The sequence below is a fragment of the Faecalibacterium sp. An122 genome (assembly GCF_002160895.1).
GTDB lineage: Bacteria > Bacillota > Clostridia > Oscillospirales > Ruminococcaceae > Faecalibacterium.
In genome coordinates this window covers 19,158-36,768 of record NZ_NFLL01000022.1, presented here as the reverse complement: position 1 = coordinate 36,768, position 17,611 = coordinate 19,158, and the positions used below count along the sequence as shown (strand labels likewise).

Genomic DNA, 17,611 nt, shown 5'->3' with positions numbered 1-17,611 from the left:
TTCCCCCAAATCAACACGCATGAACAGTATTTGAACATCCCTCAAACTTACAGCGCCAGCAGCTGTTTTTTCTTGGCGTCAAATTCCTCCTGGGTGATGGCGCCCATGTCCAGCAGCTGTTTCAGCTTGACGATCTCATCCAGGGAAAAGGAGGATGACCCGGCCGGCTGGGCCGCCGGGGCGGGAGCGTTCTGGCTGTCAGCAATCATGGTGAGGATTGTGATGATTTTTGCAGCGCTGTCCTTTGCGTTTCGGTAGATGAAACCGGACTTTTTGGTCTCAGCCGTCACCAGCGGGATCTCAAAGCCGGGGGTGAAGCTGTTGCGCAGGTGGATAGAGATGGTCATTTTCTGGCAGACATCCTTCTGCTTTTTGCCTAGGCCGCCGCCCACGATGGCGCCGACCCCGCCGAACAGCACCCCGCCCACCACGGCGGACCCGAGGCCGCCCTTAGTGATGGATATCCCGTCCTCCAGCAGTTCAAAGTCGATCAGATCCGCAAAGCGCAACAGGTCCGGATTTTTGGGGCAGATTACCGGACAGCACCAGGTCTGGCTTTCAGTGTCTGCAAAGATCCACCCGCTGACGGTGTTGGTCCAGTGCATTGCCTGATAGCGCCGGGCGTTTTCCTCCCGGGCGTGGATGTGATCGGTGATCTCCTGGAAGCTCTTGCCGGCCCGGCTGTACAGCGGGCTGCATTTGCTCAGACATTTGTGGCAGATTACCCCGTCGGGAAGCTTCAAGGCTGTGATGCCTGCCTTCTCACCGCAAAGAGAGCAGACGGTATTTCCTCCGAATAGTCCCATAGTTCAACCTCCTGTGATTTGATAAACTTCGATGGACAGCCTTTCACCCTTCTGCACCGGGTGAAGGATTCAGCTTTTCAATATCCCCCATGAAATGATAGACGCCAGCGGGCAGAGCTTCATCTACTTCAATGGCGTAATCAATGGCTTTGCCCAGGTTTGGGACGGCAGAACCCATATCATACCCCTGTGTCAGATCGATAATGGGGTCGCCGAAATGCTTTTGAATGTGGACACCCTCGGTGATTTTGCCAGAAGTAGAGCGGATGAACAGCACCAGTCCATTTTTGTGGGAAAAGAAATAGGAGCGGTTCTTGTCCATTTCAGGGTGCTCCTGAATGAAGTTCTGGACAAAGAGATTGTTCTGGAAGGGATAATGCTGAGGAAAGCGTTCCCATGTGATGAGATCTTTCCGGGTCAGAGCGGTTAGTTCCGAAACAAAGTGATTTACTTGTTCAGCAAACATATCAGTCGGCCTCCTTCTTTAAAGCAATCACCAAGGCGCTCAATGTGTCAATATAGTTTTGGGATGTGTGAGATAGGGGATTGGTATTGTATCGATTGTCGGTGTTTTCACTGAGCATTTTGAGAACTTTTTCCACATGGGGCTTGGAAACATCCACTGAATACTGGAGCTGGGACAATACAAATTGTGACTGTTTGATATCCCGCTCCACTTGTGTCAGATCTTCATAGTCCTTTTGAACCTGTTCCAGAAGGGCTTCTACTTGGGGCCGTAAATTGCGGGCATTGTCCCGCTGGAATCTGTGCTCGGCCTGTTCTTTCAAGGCGTCCTGGATCTTGCCGGTTCTTTGCATGGAGACATAGCTGAAAACGAGAGAGACTGCGCCGATGATAAACGATAAAATAGCAAGAACATCCTGCCAGTCCATTTGAATTCCTCCTCCGGAAAAGATGTTTTTACAACAGCCCCCGGCAGAACCCGACGGCCAGGCCCTCGATTTTGATATCAGCCAGCTGTGTGCCTGAGAAGATCATGGGCGGGCAGACCGCCGAGTTCTCGGCGATCAGCTGGACCATCTCCCCGGACTTGTAGAAGTGTTTGAGGGTGGCTTCCTCGCCGATCCGGACAGCCGCAATCTGTCCGGTTTCCACCTCACACTGCTTGCGGATGCAGACGATGTCTCCGTCACAGATCCGGGGAGCCATGCTGTCCCCGTGGCATTCCAGGGCGAAGTCTGCCCGCCATGCCGCCGGGATGCCAATATACTGCTTGATGTTTTCCTCGGCGGTAATGGGAGTGCCGCAGGCAATGTTGCCGATCAGGGGCACCTGCACCATTTCGGGCAGGGGCTCAAAGCCCGGCGGAACTTTTACAGCACGTTCTTTTTCTTCGTCTATGCCGATCAAATAGGCAGTGGTGGTTTCAAGAGCTTTGGCGAAAGCTTCCACCTTGGACTGTGGAATATCTGCTTTTCCGTTCTCGATCTTACTGATAGACGATTTGTCTTTATATCCCATGCGGTTGGCTAGTTCTTCTACGGTAAGACCTAACTCTTGGCGTCTGGTTTTGATCCTGTTGTAAAGTTCAGACACAAAATCACCTGCTTTCTCCATCATAATATCATAGAGTGGAAGCAGATTCAAGTAATCTTGATGAAAAGTAAAAAATAGTTGACTTTCTTTCCACAAGATGGTATAGTGATGTTGTGGAACTAAATTCCACAAGGAAGTGAGGTGATTCCATGACCGATACCAAAGAATTACGCCGCCGCATTGAAGCCGCCGGGCTGAAGTACAAGCATATTGCCCAGCAACTTGGCATCAGTGCTTACACTTTGCAGCTGAAAATTGACAACGACAACGAGTTCAAAGTGAGTGAGGTGGATACGCTGTCCACGCTCCTGGGGCTTTCGCTGAGGGAGAAAGACGCTATTTTTTTCGCAAAATAGTGGAATTAAATTACACTTTTGAATGAGAAAGGAGGCGCCATGAGAATTCTTTTTGAGGCTGCATTGGCAGCGACGGCGATTTTCTGTGGCGTGATGTGGCGGGCGACAGCTTTCGCGCTGAGAGGGCTGCTGCTTCACTACAAAGAAAAAGGATACACGACACCGACCAAACAGGAGATCGATGCGTGTATCGAAAAAGCTGCAAGGATGAAAAACTCAGGACATCTTTAAGAAAGAGTTAAACCCGGCAAGCAGAACACTTTTTGAAACTTCAAGAATGATATCCATACTTACAGCTCCGATTTTGGAGCAGGCCTGTTTGATCTTCTTCCAGTTCCCTTCATCCCGGATTTCGGCCAAAAATTCATGGCCCTTGGGAGTTAGATCAGTAATCCAGTTTTGGTAGGTCGGAAAATGGCCGGAAGTGGCGACAAGTTTAGACTCCACACAATATTTGAGGTTATAGATGATGTCGTCGTTGTCGTACCGGCTTTCAAGTTCCACCTGATAGGATTTAGGCGGAATGGTATCTTCTCCCAAAGCTGCCTGAATGCCTGCGTCCGCATAACTGATGAAGAAACACATTTGATGCAGTCCGGTGTTTTCCTCAACACACAACAGGATATCCCGGATGCAATCCATATTGATTCTCATACGATGTGCCTCCTTTCCTGAAAGTCTCAGCTGCTGCAACAGCTGGCACTTTCAGTATAAGGACAAATAGATGAGAACGCAAGGTTCATATAAACAAAGACAGGAGGCGATTGTATGGAACCCAAACACACCTTTTCACTCACCCCCCGAACCGTCCGCAAACTGACAAAGCGGATGTTCCCCCGGGCGAAATTGGAGAAATCCCGGTGGATGGTGCCCGGCACCGATATTTACGGAGGCAGGACCGGCCCGGAAGGGCTGATCCTGGTCTGTGAAAACGACTGGAAGGACGGCTGCGGAAGAATCCGGCTCAGCATCTGCGACGGGGCGACCGACCAGCGCATGGTCCAGTATTACGACCCCGACACCCTGGCGCGGGATTTCGAGATGGAGGCCCGGCGGCGGGAGGGGAAGGGATGAACTCTCGTCCGTGCCGCCGCACCTTTCACTTGGACCGGGCCGAATGCCGGGCCTGCACGGGACGGAATACCGGCTGCCCGGAGTATGAGCCGGCCCCGGATACCAAACAGACACCGGCAGAAACAGAGGAACACGGCGGCCCTCTGAGGCCGCTCCAGGGGGTGCCGCAGCAGGCTGCCGGCCGGTCCGAGCCCGGCGCACCCAGACATGGTTTGCATGAATGATGGCAGACCCTATGGCGGCCGTGAAAAACGGCAGCGCTCAAACTCCGGCGTGGGCAAGGGCGTGAAAGCCGTCCTCGCTATAGGCTCAAAAGGGGCTGGTTCCATAATCCAGACCCCGCCCGGCGGCATCCGGGCAGGCCGACCGCAGCCTGTGCGGCAGGCGGGGGAGAGTCCCTCCGCCCCCTCTGTCTGGTGCGCCCTGGCAGAGGGCTTCATGTGGGCCGAAAGGCCCGGATTCCTGTCTGGAGAGACCTCTCTGGCGGGAGTGGATTTTATCCCGTGCCTGGCGGCGGGTAAGTTCGCCAGGAGCAGCCCTGCTTGTGGGCGCTCCCTCTGCCGGGCCGCAATCTGGCAGAGGGCTCTATGTGGGCCGAAAGGCCCGGTCCAACTGTTCGGGATTCCCTGTCCGACCTCCCGACAGTATGGACTGATTCCCGGATCTGGAGCCGGGTAAGTTCACCAGAGGTGGCCCGGCCCAAGGGCCCCCCATCCATCACGGTGCGCGGGGATGGGGGTTTATGTGCGGTGAGTGGTCCTTTACGCCGGTTCGATCCCGGCGGGCCGCAAATACGCGAAAGGAGTACATACAGATGGGTTTTGAACAGGAAATGGCCGAGACCAAAACCTCGGTGGCGCAGCTGGCGTCCTGGTGTTTGACGGTGGCCCTTCATCAGGAATTCGGACGGGGCGCCGGCCGGCTGGAAAAACTGGCCAAGGTGCTGCGCCGGCTCCAGGATGAAAACGTGGCCGCCGTCCTCAGCCAGGGCGAACAGGCCGCGGCCCGCCAGCGGAAAGGCTGGATCCGGGGTAAGGCGCAGCTGGATTTTCCGGTGCCGCTGCTGCGGGCGCCCCGCACCCGCCGGGAAAAGCAGCTGCGGATGGCCGGGGATGAGGCGGCAGCCATCGCCTGGCAGATTTACGCCGCCGGGGTGATGGAGGAATTCGGTTTTGGCCCCGACCGGCTGGAACGGCTGCGGCAGGCTGGCCGGGACAATTACCGCCAGTTCAACGAATGGGCCAAGGAGGACGGCCTGGAGGTGGCCATGGAGCGGCTGCGCCGGTGCGTCCACGCTGCCCTTCGGGAGGAGGTTCGGGTGGTGGACGAGCGGTCCTCCCATTACCGGGCGGATGCCGCCGCCATGGAACAGGATCTGCGGGCCACCCAGGCGGTGGCCGACCGGATCCGGGCGTCCCGGGCACTGGCGGTGCCGGGCATCGTCCACACCGACGCCGAGCAGGGCGAGATATTCGCCCGCTGCGCTGCTGAAACCGCCAACAGCTGGCGGTACAGATAGGAGGGGCCCATGGACTACCATTCCACCCGGCTGGACTGGCTGCTGGTGCTGGTTGCAGCGGCGGCCGTGATTCTACACTTGAGGGGGTGACGTTGTGAAAAAGAAAGAATCCGCCCGGCGGGGCCTTTGGCTGGCCCGGGCTGGGCTTCTGGCTTTGCAGACTGGGTATCTGGCCCTGGAGCTGACCGCCCTGTGGATCGTCATGGGGATCGCGGAATATCCCGCATTTTGGTCGCTGTATGCGGTGGCGGCGGTGGTTGCCAGCATGACGGGAACCGCCCTGCTGCCGGTGATCCGGCGGTATGAGGACTGGCTGGAGAGAAGCGAAGGAAAGGAGGAAAACTGCTGTGAAAATGACCATCACGCTGGACGGTGCGCCGGATGATTTCGCGCCGGTGCTGGCAGGGCTGGGCTGTGTGGAGACCACGCCCCCGGAGCCCCCGCTGCCGGATGACCCGGTGACCTGGTTCCGCTCCAAGCTGAAGGCCGCCGGCCTCCACAGCGAGGACGTGGCCGCCGCGGTGGGCCTGGCCCCGTCGGGCCTGTCGGCCCGGGTGCGGGGCCGCACTCCCTGGAGCCTGCCCGAGGCCACCGGGGCCTGCAGCCTGCTGGGGGCGGACCTGGCGGAGTTTGTCCACTTTTTCGGCAGCCGGAAGGCTGCCCCGTGAACCAAAACAAAAAGGCCCCGCCCGATGGTCGAGATCGGGCAGAGCCATGGTGAGCTGATGCAAGTGCTCACCTCAAGTATACAGGAGGTGTTCCAAAAATGCAACACAATCGGGAAAAAGTCAGTATCCGCGCCGAATATGACCCCAACACCAAGATGGTCCAGGCGCTGGTCCGGGGCGGCAACGCGGATTTGTGCGTCCTGCTGGGGGCTTTGCTGCGTCAGGTGGCAGAGGAATGGGGCCGCAAAACCGGCGATCCCGCCGGGGCCAAAGCGGACGCTTTGGAGATTGTGCAGAATGCGGCGGCGTCCCGCGTGAAGGAAAGCGCCCGGATTGACCTGTCGGGTCTGAGAGGGGCGCAGCGGTCATGACCAAGGTGGAAATCATCGCCCTGGCCGAAAAGTGGGAGGCAGCCGCCCAGCGGGCAGAGGTCCGCTACCAGGACAGCGGAGCAGCCCGCCACCTGCGGGAAAAGGAGCAGGCCGAGGATCTGTCTGCCGCCCTCTGGATGGCTGCCGACGCAGCGGATGACCATGAGGCCCTGATCGGCCTGCGGTCGGCCCTGAACGGTCTGGCCGCCAAGGCCCACGCCGCCCTGGACGCCCTGCCGGCGGCGGACCGGGCCAACGGCCGGACCATCCTCACCGACCTGGCCAGGAATGTCATTTCATCCGCCCGGGTATATGGGGTGGACAGCACTCTGGCGCCATCGGCCCGTGAAAAGCAGAAAAGACAAAAGAAGAAACAAATGTAAAGAACAAAAATGAAAGAGTTCTTTGGATGAACTGCGGGAATGGTGCAGATACCAGCGTAAGAGCCTCAGGGAAAAATATGTGGAAAAAAGTGCCGTAAAAGCGGCATGAAGATTGATGTCATGGTAGATAAAAATGCGGCGTAAATGCTGAGTATCAAAGGTAACCAACGCAGAAGCTGATTTTGCGTGTAATGTTCAAGAAAATCCAAACCCAGACCGGTGATATGGTAAGAGTCAGTAGGATTAAGAACTTGATCATAAACTGTTCTGCCATTTACAATGCGAGGACTGGAGGTTGGATTTAAAGCTTGTGCGATGAATTTTTCTGCTAACAAATATTCGAATGATGCTGTATAGCTTAAGTCAAAATGACGGAGTAACTCAGCACGGCCAATGGAATTGATATCACGCATATAGGCAAGAATTTGACGAGATTTTTTGTCCAAAGTAATCGCCTCCTTTTATCAAAAGTATAGCATGCGACCAAATAAAAGAAAAGGAGAATGGACACTTTGCAAAATAAGGAGGATTTGATGGAAGAGACCCGGGAGTCCTTTGTGTTTTACCGGTCGTTTCTGAGCGCCATTCAGGAGATGGAGGAGGCAGACCAGCTGGCCATGTTCTGGGCCATCTGCAATTATGCCTTGACGGGTGAGGAGCCGGTGCTGCAGTCCGCCATCCAGCGGGCGGTGTTTGCTGTGATCCGGCCCAGCATCGACACCAACATCGCCAAACGGGAGGGCGGAAAGCGCGGCGGACGTCCAAAAGCGAAAAACGAGAAAACCACTGTTTCAAAACCGGAAACCATAGGTTTTGAAGATAAAAACCTTCCCGAACAAGGTTTTTCATCCGAAAACCAGGAAAGCCGGAGGTTTTCGGAACCCGAAAGCACTGTAACTGAAGCTGAAGCTGTAACTGCTGCTGAAGCTGTATTCTCAAAAGACCCCGACAGCCGCACCGACACAGCCCTGGCGGGGCTGATCCAGGACTATCAGCAGGAGATCGGCAGCTTTCCCCGCAGCGCGCTGGACAAGCTGCAGGCCTACCGGGCCGCGGTGGGGGATGGGATGGTGCGTCTGGCCATCCAGGAGGCGGCCCAGCACAACGCCCGCAGCTGGAGCTATGTGGACGGGGTGCTGGACAGCTGGCGGAAAGAGGGGGTCAAAACCCCCGGCGACGTGGAAGCCCGCCGGGAGAAGATGCGCAGCCGGCAGCAGCCGCGGACGCCCCAGCCGCCCGAGCCCCGGTATGAGGTGCTAACATGATCGACCTGCCCAAGATGCTGCTGGCGGCTTTGCTGGGCTTCCCGCAGTACATTCCCGAGGCGGTGGGCCGCCTGACCCCGGACGACTTCCCCGAGGGCCTCAGCGACCTGTACGCCGCCGTAGACGGCACATGGAGCGCCAAAGGGGAGATGGATGTGGTGGACGTCCTCCACCATTACCCCAACCTGAAAGAGACGGTGGCGGCCTGCATTGACGCCCTGGACACCGCCCCGGTACAGGTGACCCGCAGCCGGGTGCGGGAATGGGTGACGGCCCTGCTGGAACGGCGGGCGCTGGAACGGTTCCAGACCCTGGCGGTGCAGGCGGCATCCCCCTCCACCAGCTATGAGGACCTGGCTGGCCTGTATGGCCGGATGGGACAGGCCCTGGACACCGACCATCCCGGCGAGGACTTCACCCCCATCGGCGATTTGATCGACGACTACATCCGCAGCCTGGACCAGCAGCCAAACTACATCCCCACCGGCATCGGTCCTCTGGACCGGAACCTCCACATCCTGCCGGGGAATTTCATCCTGATCGGCGGCCGGCCCTCGGCGGGCAAAACCGCCCTCAGTCTCCAGATCGCGGTGGAGATGGCCAAGCAGGGCCGCCGGGTCTGTTATTTCAGCCTGGAGACCAGCCCCCAGATTCTGACCCAGCGAATCATTGCAAACCAGCTCTATGCCCCGCTGGAACAGGTGAAAACCAAGAAGGTCCCCGCCGCTGAGCTGGACGGCCTGTCCAAACTGCGGCAGCTGCCCCTGTACATCCGGTCGGCCTCGGGGCGGAATGTGGCCTGGATCCGGGCCCAGGCCCAGCGGATGAAGGCCCAGGTGGCGGTGATCGACTATGTCCAGATCATCCGGCCCGACCGGTCGGGGGACCGGTATCAGGCCATCACCCAGATTTCGATTGCCCTCCATGAGCTGGCCCAGACCACCGGAATGGTGGTGATCGGCGCGGCCCAGCTGAGCCGCAACGCCGCCCACGCCATGCCCAGCAACGCCGACCTGAAGGAGTCGGGCCAGCTGGAACAGGACGCCGACGCGGTCCTCCTGCTGGGCAATGCCGATGATGGCCGCAGCGTCTGCATCCTGTCCAAGAACAAGGAGGGCCGGGTGGGGGAAATCCCCCTGGCCTTCGACAAGGAGCGCCAGCGGTTTTTGGAGGTGGTGCCGTGAGTGGGGCGGATATTGCTTGACCGGAAATTGGCGATTTGGCATTGAAAACAGAGAAAGCAGGTGTGCGATGACGATTCGAGCGTTTAGAGAGCTGCCCTGGGATGTCCGTCAAAAAATGATCCAGCAGGTGGATGATTTTCTTACTCGCAGGATCCTGGAAATTGCCTTTCTCGGTGATGGCCGGATTAGCTGGGCACAGGTTGCATGTAGAATTGGAGGGGGAAACAGCCCGGAAAGCATTCGGAAGCGAACGGTGAGAATGATCAAGTGCTTTGATCAAAATGTACAGGCTTAACGGGATAAACTTCGAAAAATAAAAGAAATATTTGTGCATTTTAACCATTGACGCTTTGGATAAAAACCAGTATGCTTGCATTGCAACTACTTTTTAGTTACAGATTGGTAGGTGAGATGCATAGAATATGAGTAAGACGGAAACCCTCTTGGCAAAACTATGCAGAAAGCCTACACCTGCTGACTTCCGCTACTCTGACCTAAAAAAGATTATGAACCATTTTGGATATGTGGAGTCCACAAAGGGAGCAACTTCAGGGTCGAGAGTAAAGTTTTATCATCCTATAACAGGAGATGCTATTCAGCTTCATAAGCCTCATCCTGGAGATATCATGGTAAAAGGTTCTGTCGAAAGTGTGGTTGTTTTTTTAAAGGAGCATGGTCATATATGAATAGCGTATTGCACTACAAAGGCTATTCCGCAAAGCCCGAGTACTCTGCAGATGATCAGATTTTTTATGGCAAAGTTTTGGGAATTTCGGATTTAGTCGACTTTTACACCGAAAATGCGAAAAAAATTGAAAGCGAATTTCATCAAGCTGTAGACGATTATATTGCATTTTGCAAGGAAATTGGGAAAGAAACCCAGCGTGCTTACAGCGGATCTTTCAATGTTCGCATTTCTCCCGAGCTGCATAAGCAGGCATCGATTCGTGCGCAAAATGATGGCGTTTCCCTCAATAAGGTCGTTGATGCAGCATTGAGAGAATATTTGGATCAAGAAAAAGAAAGATATGTCATTGTTGCGCCGAAAGAGATTGTAGAGTCTTTTGCTCTGTCGACCACATCGAGACAAGATACGGGAAAGCAAAATTACAGCAATCCGGGCTATTGTTCAGGCTACTTCTATAATGTGAAGAAAGAGGGGTCTAAGATATGCTGAAAGATTTGTTGGGAAACCGTATCCGTGTTGGACTGGCTCAAATCAAAATGTGTGAAATTCCAGATGCTGATGCACAGATTGAAGTGCATTTTGAAGACACGATTACTGGTAAAGCTGCAGACAAGTTTCTCCGAATCGAGTTTACGCGTCATGTTTGGTTTGAACCGGCTTCTGTCTTCGATATTACAGCCACATATTTTGTTGAACATGATCTGAAACAAGAAGGCTCTTTGGCAGAAGTGTCGCAAGAACAGATTGATGAGGAGATAAGAAACGAGCCCGGGTTTTATATACAGGAAAACCAGGGGTTTGTTGGACGGATCTCCATGTTGATTTCACAGATTACAGCCTCTTTTGGAGGGGCGCCGTTGATTACGCCACCCAGTTATTCGCCGGAAGTCCAGTGACTTGTATTTAAAACCTGTCCCGTTTTTCATCCGTATTCTTTGGTATAATGGCCAGAGAATACGGATTTTTTTATGCGACAAACAGAGGGAGTCTTCATCGTTCGTCCAGCTGCCGGCCTCAGACAGTGGCAAAAAAGGGCACTGCCGCATAGAATTCAGTCGGCGCTTTTGTGCCGGCCCAGCATGAGAAGGGGAGGAATATCCATGGAAAAGATCGAACGGATGCACTGGCTCTATGGCCTCGACCCGGGCCGCAGGTGCAGCGAATGCAGCCGCCTGGAATGGATTCACGCCGGCGGGCAGACGGTGTGCAAGTGCGCCATTTACGGGGTAGCCCCCGGCGCAGCCACCGACTGGTCAGGGGACTGGGAGGCCTGCGGGATGCGGAACCGGAGCTATGCCGGGGTCAAAATCCAGACCCTGGAGCCCGATGGGACGAAGGCATCCCCGGCCCCCTGACCGCCCCGGTGGGGCAGGTTTTCAGAATGTGAAAAACAGCAAGAGGAAAAAGCATTACGAGGTGAACCCTATGGAATACAGCGAAAAGGTGGCCTGGCTGCGGCGGTATCGGGAGAGCCTGCGGCGGGAACAGCTGCTGACCGAGGAGATCGGCCAGCTGGAAGCTCAGGCCCGGCGGGTGACCCGGGCCATCTCGGGGATGCCCGGCGGGGGAGGGGACGGCCAGGCCATTCCCCGGGCGGTGGAGCGGCTGGAAGAAGCCCGCCAAAAGCTGGCCGCCCAGCTGGAACAGGGCCAGGCCCGGCGGGCCGAGATCGAGGCAGCCATCCAGCGGGAGGTCCACCCTCTGCGCCGGGACATCCTCACCCGGCGGTACATCCTGGGCCAGCGGTGGGAGAAGATCGCCGCCGACCACCATCTGGTGCTGCGGCAGGTGTTCCGGCTGCATCACCAGGCGGTGGACGGGCTGGACCTGTAAAGATGTCATTGAATGTCATATTCCGGGCATGGTATAGTGTACCTGTGAAAGCCGCAGGCGGGGAACAATCCCTGCCGGCGGCTTTTTCTTTGGCTGCCATGCGGGCCAGAGAACACCCCGCAGCCGGAGGCGGGCGAGTCCCCCGGCAGCGGCCCGGAGCATGAAAAAGGACCTGCAGCAGGAGCTGGACGGCCTGTTCGAGGCCTTTGTGGCGGCGGCCCGGATTCAGGACAGGGAGGACGCTGACCCGCCGTGAAGCGCCGGAGCAGGGTGGAACCCTACGCCGTCCCCCGGTGGATGGCCCCGGCCCTCCAGGTGCTGCGGCCCAAAAAGCGGCTAACCGTGTCGGCCTGGGCCGAGGCCAACCGGATTTTGCCCGACACCAACGCGGTGGCGGGCCCCTGGCGGAACGCCCTGACCCCTTACCTGGTGGAGATCATGGACGCCTTTTCGGACGACACCACCGAACAGATCGTCTTTGTGAAGCCCACCCAGGTGGGCGGCACCTCGGCCATGGAGAACGCCCTGGGCAGTCTGATCGACCAGGACCCGGGCCCCACTATGGTGGTGTATCCCTCCGATCAGCTGGCCAAGCGGACGGTGGAGTCCAAGCTGGAGCCCATGTTCAAGAGCTGCCCGGCGCTGGCGGCCAAGTACCGCGCCCACGAGAGCGAGGACCTGGCCCAGCGGTTTGACGGGATGACCGTCTACCTCACCGGCGCAAACTCCCCGGCGGACCTGTCCTCCACCCCCATCCGGTATTTGTTCCTGGATGAGGTGGACAAGTACCCCGGCTCCACCAAGAAGGAATCCGACCCCGTGTCCCTGGCGGTGGAGCGCACCAAGAGCTACCGGCTGAACCGGAAAATTTTCATGGCCTCCACCCCCACCCTGAAAACGGGGCTGATCTGGCGGGCCAAGGAGGCCGCCGAGGCTGAGAAACACTATTTCGTGCCCTGCCCCCACTGCGGGGCGTTCATCGAGCTGAAGTTTGCCCAGCTGAAATGGCCCGGCAAGGAGGAAGAGCCGGACCTCATCCAGCGGGCCCGGCGGGCGCGGTACGTCTGCCAGGAATGCGGCTGCATCCTCACCGACCGGGACAAGCCCGCCATGCTGCGGGCGGGCCGGTGGCAGTTTGTCCGCAGGGACAGCCAGACCCCTCGCAGCGTGGCCTTCTGGATGAATACCCTGTATTCGCCCTTTACCACCTTCGAGGAAGTAGCCCGGGAGTTTTTGAAGGTCAAAGACGACCCCGAGATGCTCCACAACTTCGTGAACAGCTGGCTGGCCGAGCCCTGGGAGGACACCAAACTGAAAACCAGCGCCGAGCTGGTGCTGGAGCGCCAGACCGAGACCCCGGCCTGGCAGCTGCCGCCCTGGACCAAGCTCCTGACCGGCGGCATCGACGTCCAGGAGAATTCCATCTACTGGACCATCCGGGCCTGGGGCGACCACATGACCAGCCAGAACGTGGCCCACGGCCAGGCCCTTTCGGGGGAGGAGCTGGAACAGGTGATGGGCACCGTCTTTCCGCTGCCGTCGGGGGGCTCTCTGATGGTGGAGCTGGCCCTGATGGATTCGGGCGACCAGACCGACACAGTCTATGAGTTTTGCCTGATGAATCTGGACTGGGTGGCCGCCGGCAAAGGCTCCTCCAAGCCGCTGCCAGGTTATTACAAGATCTCGACGGTGGACAAGCCGGACAGCCGGGCCAACGGGATGCAGCTGATTATCATAGACACCGGCAAATACAAGGATATGATCGCGGCCCGGATGCGCCGGCCCAATGGCAGCGGCTCCTGGATGGTCCACAAGGACTGTGACCTGGACTATGCCCAGCAGGTGACCTCCGAGCACAAGATCACCGAGCGGTCAGGCAGCCGGCAGGTGCAGCGGTGGGTGGTGAAATCCACCCACGCCGACAACCACTACCTGGACTGCGAGGTCTACGCCGCCTGCGCGGCCGACCTGAAAAACGTCCGCAGCCTGGCTTTGCAGGCCCCGGCGGCAGCGCCCAAACCCCGGCCCGCGTCCCAGCCCACCCCCGAGGAGGACTGGATCGGGCAGCATGAAAACTGGATTTGACAGGAGGTGAACGCCGTGGCGGACAACGACAAGCGCCAGCGGCTGGAACAGATCAACAAGGCCATCGAGACCATCCTGGTGGGCGGCCAGTCCTACAAGATCGGCAGCCGGTCTTTGACCCGGGCCGACCTGGGGATGCTGAAATCTATGCGGGAGGACCTGGAAGCCCAGCTGGACACCGACCAGAGCGGCCCCCTGCTGAGCCACACCTGCGTGGCCTTTTTTGACGGGAGGTGATGCCTGTGGGCATTTTGGATGGCCTGATCGCAGCGGTGTCCCCCCGGTGGGCCTATGAGCGGGAAGCCTGGCGCCAGAGCTATCAGGTGCTGCGGCACTATGACGCCGCTGGCCAGGGCCGGATCAACGGCCACTGGGCGGCCCTCAACGAGAGCGCCGAGACCACCGACCGCTACAGCCGGGACATCATCCGGGCCCGAGCCCGGGACCTGGAGCGCAACAGCGATATTTTGCAGTCGGTGATCCTGGCCTACGACCGGAACGTGGTGGGCAGGGGCTACACCCTCCGGGCCAACACCGGGGACAGCACTCTGGACCGGCAGCTGGAAGAGCTCTGGCGGCAGTGGTGCGAGGCGCGGAACTGTGACGTCACCGGGGAGCAGTCCTTCACGGAACTGCTGCGGATGGCCGAGGAACGGAAAAAGGTGGACGGCGGCATTCTGTTTTTGTTCCGCCACACCGCCGGGGGCCTGGTGCCCTTCAAGCTCCAGGCCATCGACGTGGACGAACTGGATACCAGCCGCACCCAGCCCCGCCGCAAGGGCAACCGGGTGGTGGGCGGCGTGGAGTACAACAGCTGGCGGCAGCCCCAGGGCTACTGGATTCAGCAGTACGACATTGAGGGCTGGCGGCAGCTGGAGTCGGTCTACATCGACGCCAAAGACGCCTTTTTCCTCAAGTCCAAGCGCCGCCCCAGCCAGCTGCGGGAGATGTCCGACCTGACCCACACCCTGACCCGCATCCGGGACGTCAACGAGTACATCAACGCCGTGTCGGTCAAGGAGCGGATCGCCGCCTGCATGGCGGTGTTCATCCGCAAGGCATTGCCCTCGGGAGGCCTCGGCCGGTCGGCGGTCCAGGTCGAGGACGGCCGGATCGACTACGCCGGGAAAAAGCTGACCCCCGGCATGATTATGGAGCTGAACCCCGGGGACAGCGTGGACGCCGTCAACCCCGGCAGCGCCGCCACCGATGCCGCCTCTTTCCTGCGGACCCAGCAGGCCCTGGTGGGGGCGGGGCAGGGCCTCAGCTATGAGGCCGTCTCCCGGGACATGAAGGGTTCCACCTATTCCAGCGCCCGGCAGAACGCGGTGGAGGATGAATATACCTACGCCGCCGACATCGAGCTGTTGCAGCGGATGATGTCGGAGATTTATGAGCAGTTTGTGATCTCCTGTGTCCTGGCGGGGCGGATCGCCCCGGCGGGATTCTGGGAGGACAGGAAGAAATACATGGCCCACACCTGGGTGAAAGCCCCGAAAAAGTGGATCGACCCCGCCAAAGAGGCGGGGGCCGTCCAGACCGCCCTCCAGTCCGGGCAGAAAACCTATCAGGACGTCTGCGCCGAAGGGGGCAAAGACTGGCGGCAGGCCATTGATGAGACAGCCGCGGTTCTGGCGTATGGCCGGGAACGCGGCGTAGACATGGGAGGTGTACTGTTTGGCAGCAAAGCAGCAGCCCTGGACCCCGACGCAGACCAGGGCAAACCCGAAGAAGAATGACGGCACCCGTTCCATGGGCCAGATCCTGGCCCGGGAAGGGGAGGAGGACACCGGCCGCCGGCGGATTCTCAGCTTTTCCAGCGAGGAGCCGGTGGACCGGTATTTCGGCCCCGAAATCCTGGACCACGCCGGCGACGCCGTGAACCTGCAGCGCCTGAACGAGATCGGCGTCCTGCTTTTCAACCACGACCCGGACAAGGTGGTGGGCCGGATTCTCAAAGCCTGGGTGGAAAACGGCCGCGGCATGGCGGAGGTGGAGTTTGACACCGACGCCGAGTCTGAGGTCATTTTCCAGAAAGTCCGGTCCGGCACCCTGAAAACCACCTCGGTCCGCTACCGGGTGGACCGGTGGGAGGTGGTGGAGGCCGGCAAGACCTCCGGCGACGGCCGGTTCACCGGGCCCTGCTCCATCGCCCGCAAGTGGACGCCGGTGGAGATCACCATTGCATCCGTCCCGGCGGACCCCACCGTCGGGGTGGGCCGCTCGGAAGGGGAGGAGGCCCTGCCTCTCGACCTGTGGGAGCGGCAGATCCAGATCAACCAGAACAAAATGAGGTGACAACAGCATGAACAAAACCGAAGCACTTGCCCGTCAGCAGGCCCTGGTGAACCAGGCCCGCACCGAGAACCGCGGCCTCACCGCCGAGGAACAGGCCGAGTTCGACCGCTGCCAGCAGATCATCGACGCCGAGCCCGCCGGCCAGGGCAGCCAGGGCGCAGCGGAGGGCCAGCGGGGCGCAGAACCCGCCGGGCCGGACGCCATCCAGCAGGCCCTGGCCGCCGAGCGCCAGCGGACGGCCGACATCACCAGCCTGTGCCGTCAGGTGGGGATGGACGCCGCCCCCTACCTCCGGGACGGCTCGGACATGAACACCGTCCGGGCTGCCGCCGTGAACTTTATGATTCAACACCACGGCCCGGTGGGGGCCCGTTTCAGCGACCAGGACCAGCAGCAGGACTTCCGCCAGGCGGCCTCGGATGCCCTGCTGATGCGCAGCGGCTTTGCCGTGAGCAGCCCCACCGAGGAGGCCTACCAGATGCAGCGGCTGTCCCTGCGGGATATGGCCATCGAGTGCCTGGCCCGGGAGGGTGCGGGCACCACCACCGAGCTGCTGCGGATGAGCCGGGACGACCTGTGGGATCAGCTGCAGCGCCAGTTCCTCAGCCCCACCGCAGCTTTCCCCGCCATCCTGGACAACACCATCCGCAAGAGCATCGTCCAGCGGTATCAGGCCGCCCCCACCACCTTCCAGGTCTGGACCACCGAGGGCACCCTGAACGACTTCAAGCCCTCCAAGGACCACGAGTACCTGCTGGGCGGCGCCGGGGAGTTCCTGGAGGTCCCCGAGGGCGGCGAGCTGAAGCACGACACCCTGAAAACCGAGCTGCTGCCCCAGCGCAAGCTGTCCACCTATGGCCGCCAGTTCTCCATGACCCGGGAGGCATTCGTCAACGACGACATCGGCCTTATCACCGAGATGCCCGGCAAGTACGCCGCGGCGGCCAAGCGCACCATCAACAAGCAGGTTTATACCATCCTCATGACCAACCCCGCCATCTTTGATGGCGCGGCCCTGTTCGACAACGCCCACGGCAACCTGATGGAGACCGGCGGCGCCCCCTCCATCGACACCATGCAGGCCATCATGCTCAAGCTGCTGAGACAGACCGACCCCTTTGGGGAGAGCATCATGGTGCAGCCCCGGTTTGTGATCGTGCCGGTGGGCTACGGCTTCAAGATGGCCCAGATCCTGGAGAGCCCCCAGATTGACGTGGAGGGCATCGGCAGCCACACCGCCAACGCCCTCTATCAGTACCGCAACCGCCTGCAGGTGGTGGAGGAGGGCACCATCAACACCCTGGCCAAGGGTGAGGCCCTGCCCTGGTTCATGGCGGGCGACCCCGCCACCGGCCGCTCCATCCAGGTGGACTACCTGAACGGCATGAAAACCCCCTCCATCCGCCGCAGCCAGCCCGCAGGCCGGCTGGGCTATGTGTGGGACCTGTGGATGGACTGGGGCGTCAGCGTAGTGGACTGGCGGGGCATCGCCAAGAACCCCGGCGCAAAGCAGTAAGGAGGTAC

General features: G+C 59.3%; 26 protein-coding genes. 20 read left to right on the top strand and 6 right to left on the bottom strand.

All coding sequences use genetic code 11. The features are described from left to right. Nucleotides 1-47: 47 nt before the first annotated feature. The 4 genes from B5E67_RS11740 to B5E67_RS11725 are packed head-to-tail and all read right to left on the bottom strand — an operon-like array spanning nt 48 to nt 2,384. Entirely contained in the window at nt 48-806 is a 759-nt protein-coding gene (locus tag B5E67_RS11740; RefSeq protein WP_087385453.1) for an SHOCT domain-containing protein, read from the bottom strand. Nucleotides 807-849: 43 nt separating this feature from the next. Further along, complete coding sequence (locus B5E67_RS11735; RefSeq protein WP_087385452.1) at nt 850-1,272, bottom strand: hypothetical protein; 423 nt, start codon at nt 1,270-1,272, stop codon at nt 850-852. A gap of 1 nt (nt 1,273) precedes the next feature. Beyond that, on the bottom strand, nt 1,274-1,699 hold the full coding sequence (locus B5E67_RS11730) for a hypothetical protein (RefSeq protein ID WP_087385451.1): 426 nt from the start codon (nt 1,697-1,699) through the stop codon (nt 1,274-1,276). A 28-nt stretch (nt 1,700-1,727) separates the two neighbouring features. Continuing rightward, entirely contained in the window at nt 1,728-2,384 is a 657-nt protein-coding gene (locus tag B5E67_RS11725; RefSeq protein ID WP_275539317.1) for a LexA family transcriptional regulator, read from the bottom strand. A 128-nt stretch (nt 2,385-2,512) separates the two neighbouring features. Between B5E67_RS11725 and B5E67_RS11720 the strand changes: the two genes are divergently transcribed. Both B5E67_RS11720 and B5E67_RS11715 read left to right on the top strand, forming a co-directional pair. Then, complete coding sequence (locus B5E67_RS11720) at nt 2,513-2,719, top strand: hypothetical protein (RefSeq protein ID WP_087385450.1); 207 nt, start codon at nt 2,513-2,515, stop codon at nt 2,717-2,719. A gap of 39 nt (nt 2,720-2,758) precedes the next feature. Continuing rightward, nucleotides 2,759-2,950, top strand: a complete 192-nt coding sequence (locus B5E67_RS11715) for a hypothetical protein (protein ID WP_087385449.1) — start codon at nt 2,759-2,761, stop codon at nt 2,948-2,950. On the opposite strand, the gene B5E67_RS11710 is transcribed toward B5E67_RS11715, so the two are convergent. Next, complete coding sequence (locus tag B5E67_RS11710) at nt 2,936-3,373, bottom strand: DUF2513 domain-containing protein (protein WP_087385448.1); 438 nt, start codon at nt 3,371-3,373, stop codon at nt 2,936-2,938. The genes B5E67_RS11715 and B5E67_RS11710 overlap by 15 nt on opposite strands. 114 nt (nt 3,374-3,487) lie before the next feature. Here B5E67_RS11710 and B5E67_RS11705 point away from each other — a divergent pair, with 114 nt between their 5' ends. The 6 genes from B5E67_RS11705 (at nt 3,488) to B5E67_RS11680 (ending at nt 6,734) form a co-directional block, all read left to right on the top strand. Further along, a complete protein-coding gene (locus tag B5E67_RS11705; protein WP_087385447.1) occupies nt 3,488-3,793 on the top strand; it encodes a hypothetical protein in 306 nt (101 codons plus the stop codon). A gap of 814 nt (nt 3,794-4,607) precedes the next feature. Then, complete coding sequence (locus B5E67_RS11700) at nt 4,608-5,312, top strand: hypothetical protein (protein WP_087385446.1); 705 nt, start codon at nt 4,608-4,610, stop codon at nt 5,310-5,312. A gap of 94 nt (nt 5,313-5,406) precedes the next feature. Continuing rightward, the gene (locus B5E67_RS11695; RefSeq protein ID WP_087385445.1) at nt 5,407-5,697 is read left to right on the top strand and encodes a hypothetical protein; all 291 of its coding nucleotides are present in this window, start codon (nt 5,407-5,409) and stop codon (nt 5,695-5,697) included. Then, nucleotides 5,660-5,980, top strand: a complete 321-nt coding sequence (locus B5E67_RS11690; protein ID WP_143405424.1) for a helix-turn-helix transcriptional regulator — start codon at nt 5,660-5,662, stop codon at nt 5,978-5,980. Before B5E67_RS11695 ends, B5E67_RS11690 begins: the two co-directional genes overlap by 38 nt. 98 nt (nt 5,981-6,078) lie before the next feature. Further along, nucleotides 6,079-6,351, top strand: a complete 273-nt coding sequence (locus tag B5E67_RS11685; RefSeq protein WP_087368011.1) for a hypothetical protein — start codon at nt 6,079-6,081, stop codon at nt 6,349-6,351. Further along, nucleotides 6,348-6,734 carry a hypothetical protein gene (locus B5E67_RS11680; RefSeq protein ID WP_087385443.1) on the top strand — a complete coding sequence of 129 codons (387 nt, stop codon included), beginning with the start codon at nt 6,348-6,350 and terminating at the stop codon, nt 6,732-6,734. Before B5E67_RS11685 ends, B5E67_RS11680 begins: the two co-directional genes overlap by 4 nt. A 65-nt stretch (nt 6,735-6,799) precedes the next feature. On the opposite strand, the gene B5E67_RS15475 is transcribed toward B5E67_RS11680, so the two are convergent. Next, the gene (locus B5E67_RS15475) at nt 6,800-7,180 is read right to left on the bottom strand and encodes a hypothetical protein (protein ID WP_143405423.1); all 381 of its coding nucleotides are present in this window, start codon (nt 7,178-7,180) and stop codon (nt 6,800-6,802) included. Between the two features lie 87 nt (nt 7,181-7,267). On the opposite strand from B5E67_RS15475, the gene B5E67_RS11675 reads away from it, so the two are divergent. The 12 genes from B5E67_RS11675 (at nt 7,268) to B5E67_RS11615 (ending at nt 17,603) form a co-directional block, all read left to right on the top strand. Continuing rightward, on the top strand, nt 7,268-7,999 hold the full coding sequence (locus B5E67_RS11675) for a DUF6291 domain-containing protein (RefSeq protein WP_158098891.1): 732 nt from the start codon (nt 7,268-7,270) through the stop codon (nt 7,997-7,999). Then, nucleotides 7,996-9,183 (top strand): DnaB-like helicase C-terminal domain-containing protein, encoded by a 1,188-nt coding sequence (locus B5E67_RS11670; RefSeq protein ID WP_087385441.1) that lies wholly within the window; start codon nt 7,996-7,998, stop codon nt 9,181-9,183. The genes B5E67_RS11675 and B5E67_RS11670 overlap by 4 nt, the downstream gene beginning before the upstream one ends. Before the next feature lie 422 nt (nt 9,184-9,605). Then, nucleotides 9,606-9,869, top strand: a complete 264-nt coding sequence (locus B5E67_RS11660; protein ID WP_087385439.1) for a type II toxin-antitoxin system HicA family toxin — start codon at nt 9,606-9,608, stop codon at nt 9,867-9,869. Further along, nucleotides 9,866-10,360 (top strand): type II toxin-antitoxin system HicB family antitoxin, encoded by a 495-nt coding sequence (locus B5E67_RS11655; RefSeq protein WP_087385438.1) that lies wholly within the window; start codon nt 9,866-9,868, stop codon nt 10,358-10,360. The genes B5E67_RS11660 and B5E67_RS11655 overlap by 4 nt, the downstream gene beginning before the upstream one ends. Continuing rightward, nucleotides 10,354-10,767 carry a hypothetical protein gene (locus B5E67_RS11650; RefSeq protein WP_087385437.1) on the top strand — a complete coding sequence of 138 codons (414 nt, stop codon included), beginning with the start codon at nt 10,354-10,356 and terminating at the stop codon, nt 10,765-10,767. Before B5E67_RS11655 ends, B5E67_RS11650 begins: the two co-directional genes overlap by 7 nt. A 204-nt stretch (nt 10,768-10,971) precedes the next feature. Continuing rightward, the gene (locus B5E67_RS11645; protein ID WP_087385436.1) at nt 10,972-11,226 is read left to right on the top strand and encodes a hypothetical protein; all 255 of its coding nucleotides are present in this window, start codon (nt 10,972-10,974) and stop codon (nt 11,224-11,226) included. A 70-nt stretch (nt 11,227-11,296) separates the two neighbouring features. Continuing rightward, complete coding sequence (locus tag B5E67_RS11640) at nt 11,297-11,704, top strand: hypothetical protein (RefSeq protein WP_087385435.1); 408 nt, start codon at nt 11,297-11,299, stop codon at nt 11,702-11,704. A gap of 252 nt (nt 11,705-11,956) precedes the next feature. Beyond that, a complete protein-coding gene (locus tag B5E67_RS11635) occupies nt 11,957-13,789 on the top strand; it encodes a terminase gpA endonuclease subunit (protein WP_242956960.1) in 1,833 nt (610 codons plus the stop codon). A 15-nt stretch (nt 13,790-13,804) separates the two neighbouring features. Continuing rightward, complete coding sequence (locus B5E67_RS11630; protein WP_204246551.1) at nt 13,805-14,026, top strand: peptidylprolyl isomerase; 222 nt, start codon at nt 13,805-13,807, stop codon at nt 14,024-14,026. A gap of 5 nt (nt 14,027-14,031) precedes the next feature. After that, nucleotides 14,032-15,528 (top strand): phage portal protein, encoded by a 1,497-nt coding sequence (locus B5E67_RS11625; RefSeq protein WP_087385464.1) that lies wholly within the window; start codon nt 14,032-14,034, stop codon nt 15,526-15,528. Next, nucleotides 15,467-16,087 (top strand): HK97 family phage prohead protease, encoded by a 621-nt coding sequence (locus tag B5E67_RS11620; protein ID WP_343286524.1) that lies wholly within the window; start codon nt 15,467-15,469, stop codon nt 16,085-16,087. The genes B5E67_RS11625 and B5E67_RS11620 overlap by 62 nt, the downstream gene beginning before the upstream one ends. A 7-nt stretch (nt 16,088-16,094) precedes the next feature. Continuing rightward, complete coding sequence (locus B5E67_RS11615) at nt 16,095-17,603, top strand: hypothetical protein (protein WP_087385432.1); 1,509 nt, start codon at nt 16,095-16,097, stop codon at nt 17,601-17,603. Nucleotides 17,604-17,611 lie beyond the last annotated feature (8 nt).